Source organism: Helicobacter sp. 23-1045, assembly GCF_053654655.1.
In genome coordinates this window covers 32,300-53,330 of sequence record NZ_JBSIUR010000008.1, presented here as the reverse complement: position 1 = coordinate 53,330, position 21,031 = coordinate 32,300, and the positions used below count along the sequence as shown (strand labels likewise).

22 protein-coding genes are annotated in these 21,031 nt (G+C 39.5%); 12 read left to right on the top strand and 10 right to left on the bottom strand.

The genetic code is table 11. The annotated features are described in order from the left end of the window. Positions 1–30 precede the first annotated feature (30 nt). The 5 genes from ACWIUE_RS08630 to modB all read right to left on the bottom strand — a co-directional run bounded on the left by ACWIUE_RS08630 (position 31) and on the right by modB (position 6,514). Positions 31–1,680 (bottom strand): hypothetical protein, encoded by a 1,650-nt coding sequence (locus ACWIUE_RS08630; RefSeq protein WP_454136323.1) that lies wholly within the window; start codon positions 1,678–1,680, stop codon positions 31–33. A gap of 56 nt (positions 1,681–1,736) precedes the next feature. Beyond that, positions 1,737–2,414 (bottom strand): hypothetical protein, encoded by a 678-nt coding sequence (locus ACWIUE_RS08625; RefSeq protein WP_454136322.1) that lies wholly within the window; start codon positions 2,412–2,414, stop codon positions 1,737–1,739. 59 nt (positions 2,415–2,473) lie between these two features. Next, complete coding sequence (gene topA / locus ACWIUE_RS08620) at positions 2,474–4,846, bottom strand: type I DNA topoisomerase (RefSeq protein WP_454136321.1); 2,373 nt, start codon at positions 4,844–4,846, stop codon at positions 2,474–2,476. Between the two features lie 133 nt (positions 4,847–4,979). Continuing rightward, positions 4,980–5,849: an ABC transporter ATP-binding protein gene (locus tag ACWIUE_RS08615; RefSeq protein WP_454136320.1), complete on the bottom strand. Its 870-nt coding sequence runs from the start codon at positions 5,847–5,849 to the stop codon at positions 4,980–4,982. Further along, the gene (gene modB / locus ACWIUE_RS08610) at positions 5,846–6,514 is read right to left on the bottom strand and encodes a molybdate ABC transporter permease subunit (RefSeq protein WP_454136319.1); all 669 of its coding nucleotides are present in this window, start codon (positions 6,512–6,514) and stop codon (positions 5,846–5,848) included. The genes ACWIUE_RS08615 and modB overlap by 4 nt, the downstream gene beginning before the upstream one ends. 100 nt (positions 6,515–6,614) lie before the next feature. Here modB and ACWIUE_RS08605 point away from each other — a divergent pair, with 100 nt between their 5' ends. Then, the gene (locus ACWIUE_RS08605; protein WP_454136318.1) at positions 6,615–7,013 is read left to right on the top strand and encodes a hypothetical protein; all 399 of its coding nucleotides are present in this window, start codon (positions 6,615–6,617) and stop codon (positions 7,011–7,013) included. Then, the gene (locus tag ACWIUE_RS08600; RefSeq protein ID WP_454136317.1) at positions 6,985–7,539 is read left to right on the top strand and encodes a tetratricopeptide repeat protein; all 555 of its coding nucleotides are present in this window, start codon (positions 6,985–6,987) and stop codon (positions 7,537–7,539) included. The genes ACWIUE_RS08605 and ACWIUE_RS08600 overlap by 29 nt, the downstream gene beginning before the upstream one ends. A 22-nt stretch (positions 7,540–7,561) precedes the next feature. Here the strand turns inward: ACWIUE_RS08600 and ACWIUE_RS08595 are convergent, their stop codons facing one another. The 5 genes from ACWIUE_RS08595 to ACWIUE_RS08575 form a co-directional block, all read right to left on the bottom strand. After that, the gene (locus tag ACWIUE_RS08595; RefSeq protein WP_454136316.1) at positions 7,562–7,972 is read right to left on the bottom strand and encodes a hypothetical protein; all 411 of its coding nucleotides are present in this window, start codon (positions 7,970–7,972) and stop codon (positions 7,562–7,564) included. Next, positions 7,969–9,297: an ATPase/DNA packaging protein gene (locus ACWIUE_RS08590; RefSeq protein ID WP_454136315.1), complete on the bottom strand. Its 1,329-nt coding sequence runs from the start codon at positions 9,295–9,297 to the stop codon at positions 7,969–7,971. Before ACWIUE_RS08590 ends, ACWIUE_RS08595 begins: the two co-directional genes overlap by 4 nt. A 62-nt stretch (positions 9,298–9,359) precedes the next feature. Next, positions 9,360–9,755: a TOBE domain-containing protein gene (locus tag ACWIUE_RS08585; RefSeq protein WP_454136314.1), complete on the bottom strand. Its 396-nt coding sequence runs from the start codon at positions 9,753–9,755 to the stop codon at positions 9,360–9,362. 152 nt (positions 9,756–9,907) lie between these two features. Beyond that, on the bottom strand, positions 9,908–10,636 hold the full coding sequence (modA, locus tag ACWIUE_RS08580) for a molybdate ABC transporter substrate-binding protein (RefSeq protein WP_454136313.1): 729 nt from the start codon (positions 10,634–10,636) through the stop codon (positions 9,908–9,910). Positions 10,637–10,704: 68 nt separating this feature from the next. After that, positions 10,705–10,860, bottom strand: a complete 156-nt coding sequence (locus tag ACWIUE_RS08575) for a hypothetical protein (RefSeq protein WP_454136312.1) — start codon at positions 10,858–10,860, stop codon at positions 10,705–10,707. 12 nt (positions 10,861–10,872) lie between these two features. Here ACWIUE_RS08575 and ACWIUE_RS08570 point away from each other — a divergent pair, with 12 nt between their 5' ends. The 10 genes from ACWIUE_RS08570 (at position 10,873) to rpoD (ending at position 20,945) form a co-directional block, all read left to right on the top strand. Beyond that, complete coding sequence (locus ACWIUE_RS08570) at positions 10,873–12,186, top strand: MATE family efflux transporter (protein WP_454136311.1); 1,314 nt, start codon at positions 10,873–10,875, stop codon at positions 12,184–12,186. Between the two features lie 134 nt (positions 12,187–12,320). Continuing rightward, positions 12,321–13,733, top strand: coding sequence for an Asp-tRNA(Asn)/Glu-tRNA(Gln) amidotransferase subunit GatA (gatA, locus tag ACWIUE_RS08565; protein ID WP_454136310.1), 1,413 nt, complete (start codon positions 12,321–12,323; stop codon positions 13,731–13,733). A 2-nt stretch (positions 13,734–13,735) separates the two neighbouring features. After that, positions 13,736–14,362, top strand: coding sequence for a hypothetical protein (locus tag ACWIUE_RS08560; RefSeq protein WP_454136309.1), 627 nt, complete (start codon positions 13,736–13,738; stop codon positions 14,360–14,362). Positions 14,363–14,466: 104 nt separating this feature from the next. Next, positions 14,467–14,871 carry a hypothetical protein gene (locus tag ACWIUE_RS08555; protein ID WP_454136308.1) on the top strand — a complete coding sequence of 135 codons (405 nt, stop codon included), beginning with the start codon at positions 14,467–14,469 and terminating at the stop codon, positions 14,869–14,871. A 63-nt stretch (positions 14,872–14,934) separates the two neighbouring features. Next, positions 14,935–15,501: a hypothetical protein gene (locus ACWIUE_RS08550; RefSeq protein ID WP_454136307.1), complete on the top strand. Its 567-nt coding sequence runs from the start codon at positions 14,935–14,937 to the stop codon at positions 15,499–15,501. A 56-nt stretch (positions 15,502–15,557) separates the two neighbouring features. Further along, a complete protein-coding gene (locus ACWIUE_RS08545; RefSeq protein ID WP_454136306.1) occupies positions 15,558–15,731 on the top strand; it encodes a hypothetical protein in 174 nt (57 codons plus the stop codon). Between the two features lie 191 nt (positions 15,732–15,922). Continuing rightward, complete coding sequence (guaB, locus tag ACWIUE_RS08540; protein ID WP_454136305.1) at positions 15,923–17,377, top strand: IMP dehydrogenase; 1,455 nt, start codon at positions 15,923–15,925, stop codon at positions 17,375–17,377. A 4-nt stretch (positions 17,378–17,381) separates the two neighbouring features. Continuing rightward, positions 17,382–17,588 (top strand): exodeoxyribonuclease VII small subunit, encoded by a 207-nt coding sequence (xseB, locus tag ACWIUE_RS08535; protein WP_454136304.1) that lies wholly within the window; start codon positions 17,382–17,384, stop codon positions 17,586–17,588. Further along, the gene (locus ACWIUE_RS08530) at positions 17,585–18,487 is read left to right on the top strand and encodes a carbon-nitrogen hydrolase family protein (protein ID WP_454136303.1); all 903 of its coding nucleotides are present in this window, start codon (positions 17,585–17,587) and stop codon (positions 18,485–18,487) included. The genes xseB and ACWIUE_RS08530 overlap by 4 nt, the downstream gene beginning before the upstream one ends. Positions 18,488–19,067: 580 nt before the next feature. Continuing rightward, the gene (gene rpoD, locus ACWIUE_RS08525; RefSeq protein WP_454136391.1) at positions 19,068–20,945 is read left to right on the top strand and encodes an RNA polymerase sigma factor RpoD; all 1,878 of its coding nucleotides are present in this window, start codon (positions 19,068–19,070) and stop codon (positions 20,943–20,945) included. The last annotated feature ends 86 nt before the right edge of the window (positions 20,946–21,031 follow it).

The following is a 21,031-nucleotide window of genomic DNA, read 5'->3' as shown; positions in this document are numbered from 1 at the left end:
AAATTTTAGATTCACGCCAAAATATCATTTTCACCGAACTCTCTCTTTTAGATTTTTATACGCTTCGCACGAGTTTTCTACGCCAAAATCGCAACCCCTTTTGTAAATTTGCAATGCTTTGTTTGTATCGATTTTCACGCCCACACCTGATTCAAAAAAGCTCCCAGCACTTAAACACGCGCTCCCTGTGGTAAGCTTTGTATTTCTAATGCAAATTTCTTGCGTTGCGTTTTTATCAAATTTGCCGATGGTTTGGCACTCTTTTAGTGGGTCGGCTTCACAGGCTTTTAGCGTGTTTTTTGCTGCTTCTCTCATATCTTTTGCGCCAACTCCGTAGCCTTGCACTTGATACATTCCAAGCAAATAGCACGAGTGCGAAAGCCCCAAATCACAGCCTTTTTTGTAGAATTGCGATGCTTTTGTTTGATTTTTTACCGCGCCATTTGTGCCGTGATGATAGTTAAATCCAGCTCCCAAGCACCCCTGCGGGATACCATTTTCGCATTGCGATATTTTATCTAGCGCGTCTTGTGAGAGCATTTCGCCTTTGCTTAACTCTATCTCTTTTGCTAGCTCGCACCCATCGGCAAATCCATATTCACACGCTTTGTTTGCGTAATCTCCCGCCACTTGCAAATTTGCATTTTGGCTGTGGTATTCTAAAAGCGATAGATTGTAGCAGCCACCGCCATCGCGCAAATCACAGGATTTTGCGTAGGCATTTTTTGCTTTTTTCATATCTGCTTTTAGCAAAATGTTTTCTTTTTCATTTAGCGCAATGCCTGTATCTTTGCCACTAAATTCGGCTACTATATTTAGATTTTCTTTTATGCCATATTTATACACCACGCCCAAAGCCCTACAACCAAACGCAGAATCTAGCTCACAAGCGACATTTGCGTATTGCTGCATTAGTGTAGCTTTGTTTGCGGGGATTGCCTGAAAGCTACCTTGCCAAATATCCACTATCGCCACTTCACAAGCCTTTTTTCTATCCATTTGCAAAATAATCTCTGTGGGCTTTTGTAGGCATAGTTTGCCATATTTAGATTCTGCGCTTTTTAGCGTTGGCAGTGGGGTTTTGGCGGATTTTTTCACGCGCTCAATATAATCCCACTCAACCAAACCGCTATGCAAATTTGTAATGCTAAAAATAAAGCTATACTCCACGCTATTTATCGCGCCAAGTGCCTTTGTCTCGCTTGAAATTGTCGCACTCAAAGAATACTTTGGCGACAAAAGCAAACCTTTTGGGATAATATCGCCAAACTCGCTTTCATTACGCATAGAGCGGATAGAATCTAACATTTTATCCGCGCTCATCGCATTGCCAGAAATGGTAGTGGTTAGATTTAGCGTTTTTGATTTGAGTATGTCTTTTAGCGTGGCACGGGCTAAAAACTCGATATTGATAGGATAGCTACTTGTGCTAGTAAAATCAGAAATTGCGATTATTGCTTTGTCTATCTCATCTGTGCTATTTTCTTTGCGCAAGGTGCGGATAAACGCGGAGTTTTGCAAATCGGCATTTGTAAGCTCGGCAATGGATAGCAAATCATCAGTGGTTAGAAAAAATGGCGAAGATTCATCTAAAAAAGATTCGCCCAAATTTGCGCTAGATTCGGCACACAGATTCGATAGATTCACAAACACTAAAATAATACAAAAGACTTTTTTCACAGCGATTTCCTTTTAAGAATTATTTAAGGTTTATTATATTATCATTCGCTCGTTTTCTAGGTGGCACTTGCCACCAACTCCGTATTTTCTGCATAATAAATCAAATCCTTATCAAAGTTAGCGATTAAGTCATTAAGAAATGTTATGATTTTATTTGGACAAATGGCGATATACACGCTTTCTTTGTATTTGTTTGTAATTTTGACATTTAGTCTAGGATAGCCGTTTTCAGTGAATTTATAGAGATTTTCAAAATGAAATGCACGATTTCGTATCAACCGCAAAAGTTGCAAAATCGCACTAACTTTATGATGACGCATTATGCGATTATGCTTTGATTTAAACGAATCTTTATTTTTCTCATAATATTTTCTCAAATCCAAATTATCCAAAAATTCCACGCCAAATATGCGATTATGAATCCTATAATGCTCCACTACGCGCACCCAAAATCCCAAACTTTGAAGTGATACGATTTTATCGCGCGTAGAATTTATCTCTTTTGGCATTTTTAGCTCCAAAGGCAAAGATTCAAGCCATAGCGGATTTTGCGCTTTTATAATGCCATCAATGCTATTTCGCAAGATAATCTCTAAAATCCCTATTTTATGTGAGATTTTGCCAATAAGCGCGAGATTTGCTTCGTGTTCGGCGCAATCCACATAGCCACGCAATCTAGCTTGTGAAAATAGCGCACAAAGCCTATCTTTGCTAATATGTTTAGAATCCCGCATTTACGCCCCGCTTTAAAATCCTAATTTGCCTTTAATCTTGCACTCAATCTTTTCCCAAATCAGCTTTCTTTTTGCAAACTCACTTTCTTTTTGCAATCCAAACATTCCAAATATTTTTTGGTTTTGGTTTCTTTTAAGGCTAACATTCCTTTGTTTTCGCCCTTGTTGTCGCAGGATTCGCACTTTTTGGCGGTAGGTTCGCCATTGCTTACAAATTTGCATTTGGGGTAATTCCCGCAACCATAGAATTTTCCACGCCTTGAAATGCGCTCTACAATGTCGCCTCCGCATTTGGGGCATTTCACGCCTTCGATTACTTTGCGCTCTTTTTTCGCGCCAAGTGATTTGGTATTTTTGCAGTTTGGATAGCCACTACACGCCAAAAACGCGCCGTTTCGCCCGATTTTTTTAATCATCGCTTTGCCACATTTTTCACAAACGCCAAATTCATCGCTAGATTCGCTTGAATCATCTGATTTGCCATTTGAATCGCCACTTGATTCATCTCTCTTAATGTATTTGCATTTGGGATAGCCGCTACACCCGACAAATTCGCCAAATTTGCTTTTGCGCTTTACTAGCTCTTTGCCACACTCTGGGCAAGATTCGCCTGTGGGTGTGTTTTGCTTTAATGAAGCGATATTGCTTTTGCCTTTTGCGATTTGTGCTTCAAAATTTTCATAAAACTCCCACAGCACACGCTCCCATTGCAATTTAGATTCTGCGATTAAGTCTAACTTCTCTTCAAGCCGTGCTGTAAAGCTCGAATCAACAATCTCCAAAAAATGCTCTTTTAGCATATCCACCACCACAAAGCTAATCTCTGTGGCAAAAATCTGCTTTTTTTCTACCTTAATATATTCGCGGTTTTTTAGCAGAGTGATTGTGGGCGCATAAGTGCTAGGACGCCCGATACCAAGCCCTTCTAGCGTTTTGATTAAGGACGCTTCGTTAAATCGTGGCGGAGGCTCGGTTTCGTGCGCGTTTATGTCGCATTGTTTGAGATTCGCGCCATCTCCCACAGATAAAGGCGGCAAAATCTTATCTTTATTTTTCGCACCAGAAATTTTGTAAAATCCCTCAAACACAAGCTTTGAGCCACTTGCCTTAAAATCCATCGCCCCACTTTTATCGCTAAAAATGATATTTTGGCTATCAAATTTCGCATCCGCGCTTTGAGATGCCAAAAATTGATTGTAAATCAGCGTGTAGAGTTTTAGCTCATCACTCGCAAGGTAGGACTTTGCAACGCTTGGACTAAAATCCAAATTTGTCGGGCGAATCGCTTCGTGCGCCTCTTGGGCGTTTTTTTGTTTGTTTGCGTAGATTCGCGGTTTTGGCGGGAGATATTCTTTGCCAAATTCGCGCTCAATGAGTTTGAGTGCCGAATCTTGCGCGATTTTAGCGATATTTAGGCTATCTGTTCGCATATAAGTGATAACGCCCATCGTGCCTTTGTCGGTGGGGACGCCCTCGTAGAGCTTTTGTGCGATTTGCATCGTGCGGGAGGGCGAAAAGCCCAAATTGCTAGATGCGCTTTGCTGCATTGTCGAAGTCATAAATGGCGGTGGCGGGGAGATTTTTTTGCTTTTGTTTTCGATATTTTGAATGTTAAATGTTGATTTTAGCGCAAGGGTTTGAATCTCTTTTGCTAATTTTTCATCTTGTAAGTCTAGCTTTGCGATTTTTTTGCCCCTGTATGCGCATAAAATTGCTTCAATGTCGCTTGAATCCGCGCTTTTTTTACCTTTTGATTCGCCTAAATCTTTGCCAAAAATCGCATCAATGCTAAAATATTTCACAGGCTTAAAGTCGGCTATTTCACGCTCTTTATCGACTATGAGTTTGAGTGCCGCGCTTTGAACTCGCCCTGCGGATAAGCCTTTTTGGATTTTTTGGTTTAAAAGTGGGCTAAGTTTGAAGCCTACGATTCTATCAAGCAAACGCCTTGCTTGTTGCGCATTTACCATATCTAAATTGATTTCGCGGGGATTTTTTAGCGATTCGACAATGGCGTTTTTGGTAATTTCGTGGAATACGATTCGCGGGAATGATTGCTTTTTGTCGATGATTTGGGCGATGTGATAGCCGATTGCCTCGCCCTCTCTATCCTCGTCTGTTGCGATATATACGGCGTTTGCGTCTTTGGCAAGTTTTTTTATTTCGCTTACTATGTCCTTGTGGTCGGCGGGAATCTCGTATTCTGGGGTAAATGAGCTATCCTCAATCTTTATGCCAAATCGCTTTTTTGGCAAGTCGCGTATGTGCCCTTTGCTTGCCACTACTTTGTAATCGCCACTCAAAAAATTCTTTATTGTCCGCGCTTTTGCGGGGGATTCGACTATGATTAGTTTCAAAAAGCTGTCCTTAAAATTTTTAAATAAAATGCGAATTGTAGCGAATTTTTTTAAATTTCGCAGAATCTGGCGCATTATTGTTTGATTCGCAGAATCTAGCGGTAGATTCTGCGAATTTTGTATTTTTTGTGGTAGATTCTGCGAATTTCGTGCTAGATTCTGCGATTCGCAGAATCTAGCGCACTTTTACGAATAATCGAAGTATTTTTCACACCTTAAACACGATTGGATTAAACGCCTTACTTGCGACAAAAATCTCATCGCCGATTTTGAAATCCCCCGCTTCGCGCCCCATTGTAATGGTTGCGATTTGATTATTTACCAAAATTTTCACAATAAAAATCAGCCCATTTTGCCGTATGTCGATGATTTTCGCGCTAAAATTAAACTTCGCACTCACAAAATCCGCGCCCAAAACGCTATTCATATCGCCATCGCTGATGATTTTGCCCTCTTGAAGGCGCAAGATTCGATTTGATAGCTTAAAAATCTCGCTAATATCGTGGCTAACCAAAATCGTAGTTAGCCCAAAGTGCCGATGGGCGCGGATAATCTCATCTTGCAAAAGGACGCGCATTTCATTATCAAGCGCGGAGAGTGGCTCATCAAGTAGCAAGATTCGCGCATTTGATACAAGCACACGGGCAAGTGCCACGCGCTGTTTTTGCCCACCGCTTAATTCGTGTGGGAGTTTATCGCGCAGATTTTCTAACTGCATTAGGCTTAAAATCTCATCGATTTTGTGCGATTCGCGCTTGTTTGGGAGCGCAAAAGCCAAATTTTTCCACACGCTAAAATGCGGAAACAGCGCGTAGTCCTGAAATACGAATCCGATTTTGCGCCGTTGTGGCGGGAGATTGATTTTAGATTCGCTATCAAACCACACTTCATTATCTACCACGATTCGCCCAGAGTCCGCCACTTCAAGCCCTGCGATTAGGCGCAAAAGCGTAGTTTTCCCCGCGCCTGATTTACCAAAAAAGCTGATAAAATCCCCGCGCTGAATCTGCGTAGCAATATCTAGCAAAATCGCCCCATTTGCGCCATTTAGCGACTTTTTTATATTAAGCTCAATCACTTTGCAAACCTTTTATTTATAAAAAAAATCACTAGCAAAAGGGCGAATGACACCGCAAATAGCGTGAATGAATACTTGTGCGCTAGTCCCATATTTATCGTATCGACTTCCTCATAAATGGCGATACTTGCGACTTTTGTCTCACCTGCGATATTTCCGCCTATCATCATTACCACGCCAAATTCTCCGATTGTATGCACGAAACTTGTGATTGCGCCTAGCATTAGGTTTGACTTGATATTTGGGAGCAAAATGCAAAATAGCGTCCGCATTTTTCCCGCGCCAAGCGTGTAACTCGCCTCGCTTAAAGATTTTGGTAGATTTGCAAAGCCATCTTTGATAGGGTTTGTCATAAATGGTATCGAAAAAATCACACTCGCCAAAATTAGCCCCTCAAAGCTAAAAACAAGCTTTATGCCAAATGTTTCTAATAGCCATTTGCCGATGAAATTTTGTGGTGAAAATGTGATAAGTAGGTAAAATCCAAGCACGGACGGGGGTAAAACAAGTGGCATCCACACCAAAACTTCGATGACTAGCGCGTAAGTGCGTTTGCAAAATGCCAAAAAGTAGCCTAGCATAATGCCTATGGGCAATAAAATCAGCGTGGTAATGGTGGCGATTTTAAATGTCAGTGCCATCGTCTCTAAAAATTCACTTTGCATTTGTGTGCCTTTTGTGGTTTGAAAATCAAATTATACAACAATCTTAATCAAATTTTTGCTAACATTGCGCCCTTAATTTTACTTTTATGGAGATTTGCTTATGATAAAGAGTTTGCTAGATATTACGGACAATTTGCCACTTTTTAAAAATGTGCTAATCGACAAAGATAGAGAATATATAGAGCGATTTTATGAATATATTTGCGCTTGGGCAGATAAATCTAGGGCTTTGGGATATTATGCTTATCGTGCGGATAGCGGGGATATTTTGGCGTATTATATCGCTGGACTTTGCTATCATTTGGACAAAGATTTTCATAATGCCAAAAAATTTTATGAGACACTTTGCGCTAAAAGCGATTCGCAATCTACTTTTAGATATATCGATGGTAGTGAGTTGCAGCTAGATTCAAATGCGATAAAAACCCTTAAAGGTGTGGCATATCGTATAATTGGTGTAATGTATAATTATGGGCAGCATAATAGCGCAAGATTATAGCAAAGCCGTAGAGTATTATCAAAAGGCTTGTGATTTAGGCGTTGCTGTGGCTTATTGCAATTTAGGTAATATGTATCGCAACGGACAAGGTGTAAATCAAAACTACGAAAAAGCCGTAGAATTATATCAAAAGGCTTGTGATTTAGGCGATAGTGGTGCTTATAATAATTTAGGGTATATGTATCACAAAGGATTTGGTGTGAATCAAGATTACAAAAAAGCCGTAGAGTTATATCAAAAAGGTGCGGATTTAGGCGATGCTAATGCTTATTGCAATTTAGGATATATGTATAACGAAGGTTTTGGTGTGAATCAAAATTATCAAAAAGCCGTAGAGTTATATCAAAAGGCTTGTGATTTAGGCGTTGCTAGTGCTTATTGCAATTTAGGGTATATGTATGCAAATGGATTTGGTGTAGCGGTAGATAAAAATAAAGCATTGCAATTATATAAACAATCTTGCGATATGGGCGATGAGTTAGGCTGTGAAAATTATAGAAACCTTAGAGATGAAATGGGATTGTAAATAATATTTGCAACCTTTATGATTAGTTTATTTTTTCTATGGTGTCGTTGCTTAGGTTGTATTGTGTTTCAAGTTTGTTGATTTTTACAAAAACCTTTTCAAATAATTGATTCGTTTTTCGTTGCAGAATTTGAATGGTTGAATCAATTTGTGGATATTTCGAGCAAACTATTGCGGCATAGCATTTGCTTTGCATATTTTCTCTATTTTCGTAGCTTGTAAGTATTTGCTGATAGGCTTTTGCGATTTTGTTGCCTTTTAACTCTATAAAAATTTGAATGTCTTTTGTGTGTTTTGTGATTAAATAATCGCACTTTTTGCGCTCATCGTTTTGTCCATCATCAAGTTGAATTTTGTCAAATGCAATGCCATTCGTATAAAGCCTAAAAATTCTACCATTTTCTTTGCAGACTAATTCTTTGTGTGGATTCATTTGGAATCTAACTCCAAAAGTTTGTCAAACGATTCGCCTATTTCCTCCGAAACTTCATCTATATTTTCAGCTAAAATCAAATTTGTCTCTTTATCCACAATGCTAAAAACTTCGCCATTTTCGACTTTGAATGCGTCAAACTTGCTAATATCTATCCAAAATTTGCTTGGGATTATGGATTCGACTTTATCTTTTAGGTTTGGATTTTTGGCGACAATTTCGTGCGCTAACAAAAGGCAATTTAGCGAACTAAGCATATAAGGGCTGTGGGTAGAGAAGGCTATGTGAATAGATTTGCTTTTATCCTGCTTTGGTGGCTCAAAGCACGAATGCACCAAATGCTCTACTAATGCCTTTTGTGCGTTTGGAAATAAATTTAATTCAGGTTCTTCGATAAAAATACTAATGCGAGTGCTTAAACTTTTAATTTCAGCAAACGATGAAGTTATGTTTTGCACAAAACTTCCCATAAATTCTTCTGGCGTTGCAGATGGTTTTATGTTATCAAAACTTAAATCTACAAGATTTGCAAAATTATTAGGCACTACTTTAAGGAAAAAATTTGCAATTATGTCTTTTTCGCCAAAATAAAATGAATAAAAATTTGATATAACCTCTACTACCGCAACTGATTTAATGCCCGATGACGAATCTTGCAAACTAATTTTATATGAAGCATTATCTTGTGATACAAAAATCTTTTCCTCATAAGCAGATTTTTCGCTATTTAGATTCACGCCCATAGTTTGTATGGCAATTTGTTTGTTGCCATTTTTAAGTTTATCAAAAGCAAATCTAAAATCCTCATAAGTGCTCGTTAAATGATATGGAAATATAATATTTCTTGATTTATTGTTTAACAGAGTAGGTATTATAAGTCGCTCATCTGTTATAAAGGCTATTTTTTCAAGCGAAATAGTTTTGGAAGTTCTTTTACTTGATAACGCAAAATTCGGTTGTGCATCATATCCTATAACAAAAATAATGTCATTTATTTCATAGTTTGCCAAACAACCTTTTTGAAAATAATCTAACAAACCAGCATTTTCTATCTCAACACTTAGAATCTTGTTTATGTGTGTTTCAAAATCTAATTTACTTTTAGTAAAAATTTCCATTAGATAGAAAAATTGCTGTTGTTTATATATCCACCGAAAAAGCGACAATAGCTTTAAAATCACGCTTTTACCGCTTCCACTCTCGCCGATAAACACCATAAATGGCTTTATGTCGATTGTTGCCTTAACAATGGGTCCAAAATTTTTGATGATTAGTCGCTCTTTTGTTTTCATAGGCGGGATTATACTAGAAAAAAATAAACACAATCTTAATTTGCCGTATTTTATAGATTTGTGGCTTTTTTAAGCAATTCAACCACTATCAATCTTTACCCAAACTCTACCATAACTTCATTTGATTTTACAAACCACAGCACGATTTTGCCCACTTTTAGATTCAGCTCCAAACTCGCTTCTTTGGTGATAAGCGCGGTGATTTGAGTGCCCTCAAAATCCAAAAAGATTCGCGCAAAAATCTCATCGCATTCGATTTTGACAATGCGCGAAAGAAAGCAATTCCGCGCACTCACACGCGAATCTAGCGTTGCAATCATCACTTCGCTTTCTTTGAAAATGACATTGCATTCGTTGCCAAGTGTTAGATTGCCACGAAAATCAAGCATTAGAGCGGTAAATTTCGCATCGCCTTTAATGCTTTGCAATTTTACTAGCGCGACTGCGCCACTTTTGGTGATTTTGACGATTTTAGCGCGAATGCGATTCATTTAAAACCTCCGCAAAATCTAAAAACTGCAATTCTAGTATCTTGCGCAAGATTCGTGGGTTGCGCAGAAAAATTCGATTGAGATAAGGCTGATTGCCTATCGAATGAGAATTTTTCAAGCTCCCGCGAAGGTTGCGTGAGAGACGAATTGCTTTAAGGTTTATCATATCCATAAGATGAGAAAATCTCTTGCGCCTTTTTGCCTAAAATATACGCCTTAAAATCTTTTGCAAGTTTAGAGTTTTTCCCCGCATCCGTGATAACCATAGCCTGAGCGATAGGCTCATAAAGTGCCGAATCTACCACAAAATAATTCGCGTCCTTATCTTTGATAACCATAGACAGCGCGTTAAAGCCCACTTCACTTGCACCCGTTTTTATATACTGATACGCCTGCCCGATAGATTCGCCCAAAACAAGTTTGCCTTTCACTGCATCATACAGCTTTGATTTTTGCAGTGATTGCTCACCAGCCACGCCGTAAGGGGCAAGTTTGGGATTTGGGAGCGCGATTTTTTTGATTTTGCTATCTTTTAAAATATCTAGCGAATCGATTTTCAAACTCTTATCATAGCTCACAAGCACAAGTTTGCCTTTGACATAATTCGTAGGTTTGTCGCTAGTGCGCTTTTCATCGTAGAGTTTTTGCGTATAGCCCGTGTCTGCCGCGATAAAAAACTGCGCGGGAGAGCCGTTTATGATTTGATTATATGCCTTGCCTGAGGCGATGTAGCTGACTTCTATTTTATCGCCTACTCTATCCTTTAAAAATTCGGCTTTTATGTCTTCAAGCACGAATTTCAAACTTGCCGCCGCCAAAACCATTATGTCCTCCGCATTTGCAAAAACTGCCAAAAATGCGATTAAAAGTAGCTTTTTCATCGCCCGTCCTTTTGATTTAAATTTCGATATTTCACTTAAAGCGAAATATATTTAAAAATATAGCAAAATTATCCATAAAAATGCAAGATTCTGCGATTTCCGCAGAATCTAATATAATTTTTCGCAGAATCTAATATAAATTTTCGCGAGATTCTGCGATTTTCGCAGAATCTAATCGCAGAATCTGCTAAAATCCCACTTTTATTTTCACAAAATTTCGCCAAAAAAGGATTTTTTTGTCAAAACGATTATCGATTCGCGCACTTGCTATCCCCATATTTTTTGAAATGTTTTTGCGCTATTTAAGCCTAATGCTAAACACTTATATGGTTTCAAAGCATTCAAGCTACCTTGTCGGCTCGATGGGCGCGGGAAATCAAGTGCTGGATTTATTTATCACCATTTTTAGCTTTTTAAGCGTGGGTTGTAGCGTGGTTATCGCACAAGCTATCGGCGCAAAGGACGCGAATTTAGCTTCAAAGGCAATGCACCAAAGCCTTTTTTTAAACGCACTTTTGGGGCTAATATGTGGCATTATAATCCTAACGCAGGGCGATTTTTTGCTTACCCGCCTAAATGTCCCGCAAACGCAGTTTGAACAAGCGCACATTTACCTAAAAATGCTAGGAATCTGCCTCTTTTTTGACGCGCTTGGCATTGTATTTGCCTCAATCGTGCGTGTGTATAATATGGCGAGTTTTGTTACGCTAACTAGCCTTGTGATGAATATCATTTCGGTTTGTTGCAATTATTACACGCTAAATCACACAGATTGGGAGCTTTGGGGCGTAGGACTTGCTACAATCATCGGGCGCGTGGTAGCGATGCTAATCTTGCTATGTGTGATAATCTTTAAGCTAAAAATAAAAATTTATTTTAAGCAACTTTTTAGATTCGAGCGTGAAGTTTTGTCAAAAGTCCTGCGAATCGGCTCATTTAGCGCGGGGGAAAATCTAATATGGATTGTGCAATACACTATTGCGCTAAGCTTTGTATATTCGCTAGGTGCGGAAAATGCGAGTGTGCAGACGATTTATTTTCAAATCTCAATGCTGATAATGCTCACAGGACAGGCATTTTCAATCGCAAATGAAATCATCATCGGCAAATTAGTCGGCGCACATTATTTAGAAATCGCCTACAAGCACACTTGGCGGGTGCTATATTTAAGCATAATGGCGACTTTCATCGTAGTCATCACATTTTTTGTAGGCAAACATTTTATAATGGATAGATTGGGGTTAGATTCGGCACTCCGCGCGATAATGTTGCCACTTTTCACACTCTCAATCGTCCTTGAAATCGGGCGGACATTCAATATCGTAATGGTAAATTCGCTTCGCGCAAGTGGAGACGCAAAATTCCCATTTTTCGCTGGAATAGTCTTTATGCTTGGCGTCTCGCTCCCTGTGGGATATGCGCTATGCTTTCACTTTGGGCTTGGAATCGTGGGGATTTGGATAGGATTTTGCGCTGATGAGTGGCTACGCGGACTTTGCAACGCATATCGCTGGAAAAGTCGCAAATGGCAAAACAAAGCGGTGGTGTGATTCTGCGAATCGCAGAATCTAAATATTTTTGCAGAATCTACCGCAAGATTCTGCGATTTCGCAGAATCTAATATATTTTCGCTATAATGCCAAAATTTTTTAATAATTTTTTAATGATTTTTGGAGCGTAAAAAATGATAAAACTACGAGAAGCCCTAAAACTCCCCAAAGACGCGCTAAAAGAGCTAAAATCCACTATCGCCAAAAATGCCAAAGATTCGCCACTAAATGCTTATATCATTGATGAATCATCGCTAGATTTGGGCGATTTTGGCGAATCAAGCGATTTAGATTCAAGCGATTCAAGCAAATCAAGCGCAAATGCCATCCCCATTCTTATCAAAGACAATATCAATGTCAAAGGCTGGGAAATCACCTGTGGAAGCGCGATTTTGAAAGGTTACAAGTCGCCATATAACGCCACTGCGATTGAAAATCTGCTTAAAAATCATTGCGTCCCCTTTGGCAGGGCAAATATGGACGAATTTGCAATGGGAAGCACGACTGAATCAAGCGTTTATGGCGCGACAAAAAATCCCCGTGATTTGTCGCGCACACCGGGCGGAAGCAGTGGTGGAAGCGCGGCTGCGGTGGCTGGTGGCATTGCGGTGGCGGCACTTGGGAGCGATACGGGAGGTTCGATTCGCCAGCCTGCGGGATATTGCGGGTGCGTGGGATTAAAGCCCACTTATGGTGCGGTAAGCCGATATGGGCTTGTGGCGTATAGTTCTAGCCTTGATATTATCGGTCCTATCACGCAAGATGTGCGCGATTGTGCGTTGCTGTTTGATTTTATCAAAGGGAGCGACAAGCTGGATTCGACAAGTCGCGCCGAAATCGATTCGCAAAGCGCAACCTTTGAATCGCTAAATGAAAATCGCAAATTTAAAATAGGCATATTAAAGCTAAAAGACGCAAACAGCGAGATTTGCAAGGCTTATGATGATTTGGTGCGCTTGTTAGATTCGCAAGGACACGAAATCAAAGAAGTAGCGATGATTGACTTAAACTACCACATTTCAAGCTATTATATCACTTCGATGGCAGAAGCAAGTGCGAATTTGGCGCGGTTTGATGGCGTGAGATATGGCAATCGAGCGCAAGATAGCGCAAATCTCAAAGAATTATACGAAAAAACGCGCACACAAGGCTTTGGCGATGAAGTCAAACGGCGAATCTTAATCGGCAATTTCGTGCTATCAAGCGGATATTATGATGCATATTACTTGAAAGCCCAACGGGTGCGGGATTTAATCGCATTTCAATATAGTGAGATTTTTAAAAATGTCGATGTGATTTTAAGCCCCATTGCGCCAAATGTCGCGCCCAAATTAGGCGAAAAATTAAGTCCGCTTGAAATGTATTTAAGTGATATTTACACAATCGGCGCGAATTTGGCAGGAATCCCCGCGATTTGTGTGCCTATCGCAAAAAATAGTCAAAATCTCCCCATCGGCATTCAAATACTTGGCAATCACTTTGCCGAGCAGAATTTGCTTGATTTGGCACTATTTATCGAATCAAAATGTGGCAGATTTTGTGAGTAATTATGTATAATATTTGCGCTCTGTTTTCGCAAGCTAGGCTAAATGGCTATAAAAATTATGCAGAGCACGAGGCAAATTTAGCCCTTATTCGCAGAATCTCACATAAAATAGGCATTTTAGAAATCATTTTGCGAAATAGAATTGATAATATTATGCAACGCCAAAACCCGCTGTGGCTTGAATCGCTACCAAATGATTTGGAGTTAAAAAATCCAAGCGAATCAAATCGCAATAAGATTATCTCATCGCAAAGTTTGGGGTTTTGGGTGCGTGTGGTGGAGCATTATAAGATTCATAATCAAATTTTTGCTATGGATTTTTTGAATGATTTGGATTTGAAAAAGTATTGTGCGAAAAATAAAAATCGCTTTAACCCAAATGTATGCCTAAAAAATTATCATAAAGCAAAAGCAATTTTACAGCTATTTCGCCTTATTCGCAATCGTGCATTTCACTTTGAAAATCTCTATAAAATCACTAATAAAGGTTATCCTAGATTAAATGTAAAGATTCAAAACAAATACAAATCAAATCTATATATTGCCATAGAGCCAAGCAAAATAGTGGATTTTCTAAACGATTTAATCGCTAGTTTTGATAAGGATTTGATTTGCTATGCAGAAAAATAAAAGTGGCGGACAAAGAAGCCGCCTAGAAAACGAGCGAATTATTGCATAGCGAAACTTAAAGAATGCTTAAAAGCGATAATTAAAAAATGCGAGGTTTAGGATTTATGAAAAGATTTTTGATATTTTTTATCGCAATAAATGTGCTATTTGGCGCGGAAATAAGCGAAGTAGAAATAAGCAAAGCTGATATGGATATTTTGCTTAAAAAATGCGAAGCAAAGGATGGCGAGTCGTGCTATAAAATAGCCTATCATTACGCAGATGGCGATTCACCGCGCTTTTTTAAGTCGGATAATGCCAAAAAAGAAGCATATCTTGCCAAAGGTTGCGATTATGGATTCGCGCAATCGTGCTACATACTTGCGCTTATAAACTATGATAATTTTTATAAATCACAAGGGATTAAGCAAAATGAAGCGAAGTTAAAATCAAAGAAATTGCTTAAAAAAGCCTGTGATTTAGGGCATAGCAGGGCGTGTGATGAGAAGTGGGATTTGTCAAACAAATGATTAAAATTGCGTTTGCATAAAATCGTAACTTGATAATTTTTAAAATTACCTTGCGATGATAGATTGATATTTTATTGCGCTATAATCGCAGAATCTTTGGTTTGCAAAATCAAAGATATATTTTTAGTCTTTAAGGATTGTCTTATAAAAAAACTTGTATTTTTATTTTTTATCGCAATAAGTGCGTTATTTGGCGAGGTAAATGAGGCAAATTTAGATGAAGCCATTAAAAAATGCAATGCGCAGGATAAAATTGCCTGTAGGGAAGTTTCATATTTCTATGACAAAAGGGAATTTCGCAATGACAAAGAAGCAATAAAGCTTTCAGCGGAATATGCGCTAAAAGGTTGCGCATTGCGAGATGGTGCATCTTGTCATACCGTAGCAAATCACTATTACTACATTAGTTGGCTTCCTCGCTATTTTGAGCCAGATGAAGCCAAACAAGAAGAATATTACACTAAAGGTTGCGACTATAAATATGCGCTTTCTTGCCACTCGCTAGGGCTTATATATTCTATGAAGTCCAACGATACCGAAGGTAGCGAGAAAAAGATAGCAAAAAATAAATCAAAGCAATTTTTTAAAAAAGCGTGTAAATTAGGCTATAAACCAGCGTGTAATAGATAGTGTATTTGGATACTTTGCTTCGCTCAGTATGACAAAGGGAAGGCTTATCCAAGAAAGTGGTTTGGTATGGTAAAATGTGGCGTGAGCATGACAAGAATAAGGTTCATTATGACAAGCTGTTTTGTCATTGCGAGATTCTGCGAATCGCAGAATCTCGCACGAAAATCGCAGAATCTAATGAAGTTTGTCATATTGAGCGAAGCGAAATATCTCTTTTCATAATTTTTTGAGATTCTTCGGTCGCTTCGCTCCCTTAAGAATGACAAAAATTAGATTCTGCGAATCAAATTAAAATCGCAGAATCTAACACAAAAATTCAACTTTAAGCACCAAAACGATACAATGCCAAAATTTTTTAATTTTAGAGATTTCGCCCCGTGAATCTAAAAATGACAAATCTAAAAAATGAAAGGTTGAAAAAATGGCAGAGAAAATCATCAAAAAAGCCCTAACTTTCGAGGATATTTTGCTTGTCCCGCGATACTCCGAAGTTTTGCCAAAAGAAGTTAGCGTGAAGTCCAAATTAAGCAAAAATATTTCGTTAAATTCGCCCTTTGTAAGCGCGGCGATGGATACCGTTACTGAATACAATACGGCGATTTCGATGGCTAGAATGGGCGGGATTGGCATAATCCACAAAAATATGGACATAAACGCACAGATTCAACAAGTAAAAAAGGTAAAGAAAAGCGAATCTGGCGTCATAACCGACCCTATTTACATTCAAGCCGACAGAACCCTAGCGGACGCAAAGCTAATCACCGATAATTACAAGATTTCAGGCGTCCCTGTGGTGGATAATGATGGCAAACTCATCGGCATTCTTACGAATCGCGACACGAGGTTTGAGCGCGATTTGCGAAAATTAGTGGGCGATGTGATGACAAAAGCCCCGCTAATCACGGCAAAAGAAAACACAACGCTTGATGAAGCAAAAAAGATTATGCACAAGCACAAAATCGAAAAACTCCCCATAATAAACGCCCAAAATGTCCTAAAAGGGCTAATTACAATCAAAGACATTCAAAAGCGCATCGAATATCCAAACTCAAACAAAGACGCGCTGGGGCGACTTCGCGTAGGCGCAGCGATAGGCGTTATGCAGATTGACAGAGCAAGGGCGTTGGCAGAAGCGGGAGTTGATGTAATCGTGCTAGATTGCGCACACGGGCATTCGATAAATGTGCTAAAAACCATTGAAGCGATAAAAAAAGAGCTAACGATAGATTTAATCGTAGGTAATGTCGTTACCAAAGAAGCCACGCGCGATTTGATTAGCGCGGGGGCAGACTCTGTCAAAGTCGGCATAGGACCGGGCAGTATTTGCACCACGCGAATCGTAGCAGGTGTGGGAATGCCACAGATTTCAGCGATTATGGACTGCGTGAGCGAAGCAAAAAAGCACAAGATTCCAATAATCGCCGATGGCGGGATAAAATATTCAGGCGATGTCGCAAAGGCAATCGCTTTGGGCGCAAGCTGCGTGATGATAGGCAGTATGTTTGCAGGGTGCGAAGAAACGCCGGGCGATTTAATCATCTATCAAGGACGACAATACAAAAACTATCGCGGTATGGGCAGTATCGGGGCGATGGCAAGTGGTAGCAGTGATAGATATTTTCAAGAGGGCGTAGCGCAAGATAAGCTTGTGCCAGAGGGCATTGAAGGGCGAGTGCCATATCGGGGTAAGATTCGCGATATTATTTTTCAATTAGAGGGCGGTTTGCGAAGCTCTATGGGATATTTGGGGAGCAAGGACATTCCTACATTTTGGAAAAACGCCGACTTTGTGGAAATCACAAGCGCAGGTTTGCGCGAATCCCATGTCCACGATGTGGATATCACCAAAGAATCGCCAAATTATCACATAGGATAGGCTTATGGGTGAAAAAGACAATATTCATTTTGAGGATAGAATCGCAAAGATAAAGCAAATCATCGACAAGCTAAACAGCACCGAAATCACGCTAAAAGACGGAATGCAACTCTACAAAGACGGCGTAGATGAGATAAACGAAGCGCAAAAAATGCTTGAATCCGCCAAAAATTTATATGATGAAATCAACAAAAAAGAGGGCAGTAAATGAAGATTTTAATCGCGCAGTTTGCGCATATTTCGCCACAAAATAAGATTTTGGATAAGCATTTGAGTGCGTTAAAATTGCGTAAAAAAGAGATTGATTTAATGGTGCTTGGCGATTTTGTGCTAAATAAATTTTTCAAAGAATATCACACGAAAAGTGCGCTAAAAAGGGAGTTTGCGGTGGGCGAGAAATATTTGGCGGGGTTAGCAAAAAAGTATCAAACCACCATCGTTGCGCCGTTGATTGAGTGGGTGGATGGGAGTGTTTATAAAAGCATTTTGGTGGTAGATTCTGCGAATGTGAAATATTATCGCGCCACGCGATTGATGAGCTATTCGCATTGGGATGAAAAATCATTTTTTGATAACGCAGAATCTATTAAAATCGCAGAATCTCGCACGAAAATCGCAGAATCTCGCAAATCCGCAGAATCTAAAAATCTCACAGATTCTGCGAATCGCACGAAATCCGCAGAATCTACCGCCAAAAAACGCAAAATCGCAGAATCCACCGCAGATTCTGCGCTGATTTTTGAAGTGGGTGGATTGAAGGTAAGTGCGATTTTTGGCTGGGAGGCGCACTTTGATGAGATTATGATAGATTTAAGCAAAAAGGGCGTGGATATTTTGTGTGTGCCGACAAGTAGTTCATTTGGCTCAAATGCGCGGTGGCAGCGACTTTTGCAAACTCGTGCGTTTTTAAATTCTTGCTTTGTGGTGCGCGTGAATCGCACGGGCAGATTTATGGAGAGCAGTATTGCGTGGGATTTTTACGGAGAGAGCTTTATCGCCTTGCCTGACGGAAGTTTGGGCGATATGCTGGGCGAAAAAGATGGCATTTTGGTAAGTGAGATTGATTTAAAGTTACTAAATGAAACAAAAGAAATTTGGAAATTAAGATAATTTTAAGCAAAATTATAGTAAAAGCAAAAATTTTTCGATATTTGAAAATCCAAAGGGGAGAAATATGAGCACTAAAAAATCCACCACAAAAACCGCAACAGATTCAGCGAAAAAAGTCGCACCAAAGGCAGATTCTGCGAAAAAGGCAAAAAAACTAAATTTAAGCAAATATAAAACAATCAAATTTGCCAAAAAACCCGCTAAAAAGCCAAGCAAGGTAGTTTCAGTGAAATCTGTAAAAGATTCTGCGAAATCTGCAAAAGATTCTGCAAAAAAAATCGCCACAAAGCCAAAAATCGCAGAATCTACAAAAAAGATAGTTTCTACGCCAAAAGTCGCTAAAAAACACATTGCACCAAAAGTAAAAGTTGCAAAAAAAGATTCAGCACCAAAAATCACAAAATCCACAAAAATCGCAGAATCTAGCGCAGATTCTGCAAAAAAAGCAAATTCAGCAAAAAAAATCGCCCAAAAGCCAAAAATCGCAGAATCTACAAAAAAAGCAGATTCTGCGCCAAAAATCGAAAGCAAACAAAAAGTTGAAAAAAAACAAAAAGAGATAAAAGAGGCAAAAACGCCGATGGGACGCTTGGAGCAGTTTTTTAGAAAAAAAGATGGCGATTTTGTCGCGTATGAGGAAATCGCAGCCGCGCTTAAAAAGCCACCTACGGAGAGCCAAATTCAAAAGATTGAGATTTTTGCCAAAAAATATAAAAAGTCCTTTGTCAGCTCATCAGAGCTTGCCAAAAAGCTAAATTACGAGGAAAAGCAGCTCGCCAAAGAGCAAAAGAAAAAGCAGCTAGATGATGATGCCGATGATGAATTTGACTTGCTAAAAAAGCGCGAATCGCTTGAATGGAGCAGAAGCGATAGCCCTGTGCGAATGTATTTGCGCGAAATGGGGCAGATTCAGTTGCTTACAAAGGATGAGGAAACCGAGCTTGGGCGCAATATGGAGCGAGGGGAGAATATCATAATTGATGCGATTTGCTCTGTGCCATATCTCACGGAGTTTATTTACAACTATCGCGATGCACTGATAAATCGTGAGCGGCGCGTAAAAGAGCTGTTTAAAAACTTTGAGGATAAGGACGGCAAAGAGGGATTTGATGATGACAGCGATGATTTAATGCTAAATGATGACAAAAAGGACGACGAGGACGAGGATTTTGATGAATTTGATGATGGCGAATTTAAAGCAAAGCCACCCAAAAAGACTGCCAAAGACAATGAGCGCGTAAAAGCCGTGCTATCGGCATTTAAGGATTTGGATAAGGCTAGAAAAGATATGTTAAAGACGCGCGATTCGCTCCCGCAGGATTTGACAAAATTAAGCGATATTTTGCTTTTGGCGCATAAAAAAGAAGTGCTGAAAGAAAAATTACTTGCTTTGGGACCCACTAGCAAGCTAATCACAGAAATCGTAAAGATTATGGAAAATGTCCTAAAAGGCGATGAATCCTTTGAGCGCGAGATGAAAAAGTTAGAATACAAACTCCCACTTTTTAATGAAACCTTGCGCGAAAATCACCGCAATATTCTCTCAAATATCACAAATATGAGCAAAAGCGACATCGCCCAAGCTGTGCCAGAGACGACTATGGTAAGCACTTATGTGGAGATAAAAAAGCTGATTTTAACCAAAGAGGCGAGTAAGGATAGCTTTAATTTAGAGCCAGAGAAGCTAAAAGAGATTTTGGAACAAATCAAGCGGGGCAAAGTCATAGTCGATGAGGCAAAAAACAAAATGGCAAAAAGCAACTTGCGCCTTGTGGTGTCAAACGCCAAAAAATATACCAATCGCGGATTGCCGTTTTTGGATTTGATTCAAGAGGGCAATATCGGGCTAATGAAGGCGGTGGATAAGTTTGAATACAAAAGAGATTTGAAATTCTCCACTTATGCGACTTGGTGGATTAAACAAGCCATTTCACGCGCCATAGCCGACCAAGCGCGAACGATTCGAATCCCTATCCATATGATTGACACCGTGAATAAAATCAATAAAGCACAGCGCGACTATATGCAAAAGCACGGCAAGGAATCCGACATTGACAATATCGCAAAAGAGGTGGCAATCCCCATTGACAAAATCAAAAATGTGATAAAAATGACAAAAGAGCCAATTAGTTTGGATGCGCCAATCGGCAACGATGATGACGGCAAATATGGGGACTTTGTGGAGGATAAAAATATCATAGGACCGATGGAGCAGGTGCTAAAAGATGATTTGCGAAACCAAATCGAAGATGTTTTGTCGCAGTTAAATGAGCGCGAACGGGCGGTAATCAAAATGCGCTTTGGGCTACTTGATGATGAGAGCGATAGGACTTTGGAGGAAATCGGCAAGGAATTAAATGTTACGCGTGAGCGAGTGCGCCAAATCGAATCAAGTGCGATAAAAAAACTAAAACACCCGAGAGTGGGGAGAAACTTAAAAAAATATATGGAGGATTAGAGGGGCAATTTGTGTCTTTGGTGCATCTTTCGCACTTTTAAAAATTTTTAGGATTTCGCAGACCGCTAGTCTAGTCTCAATCCTAA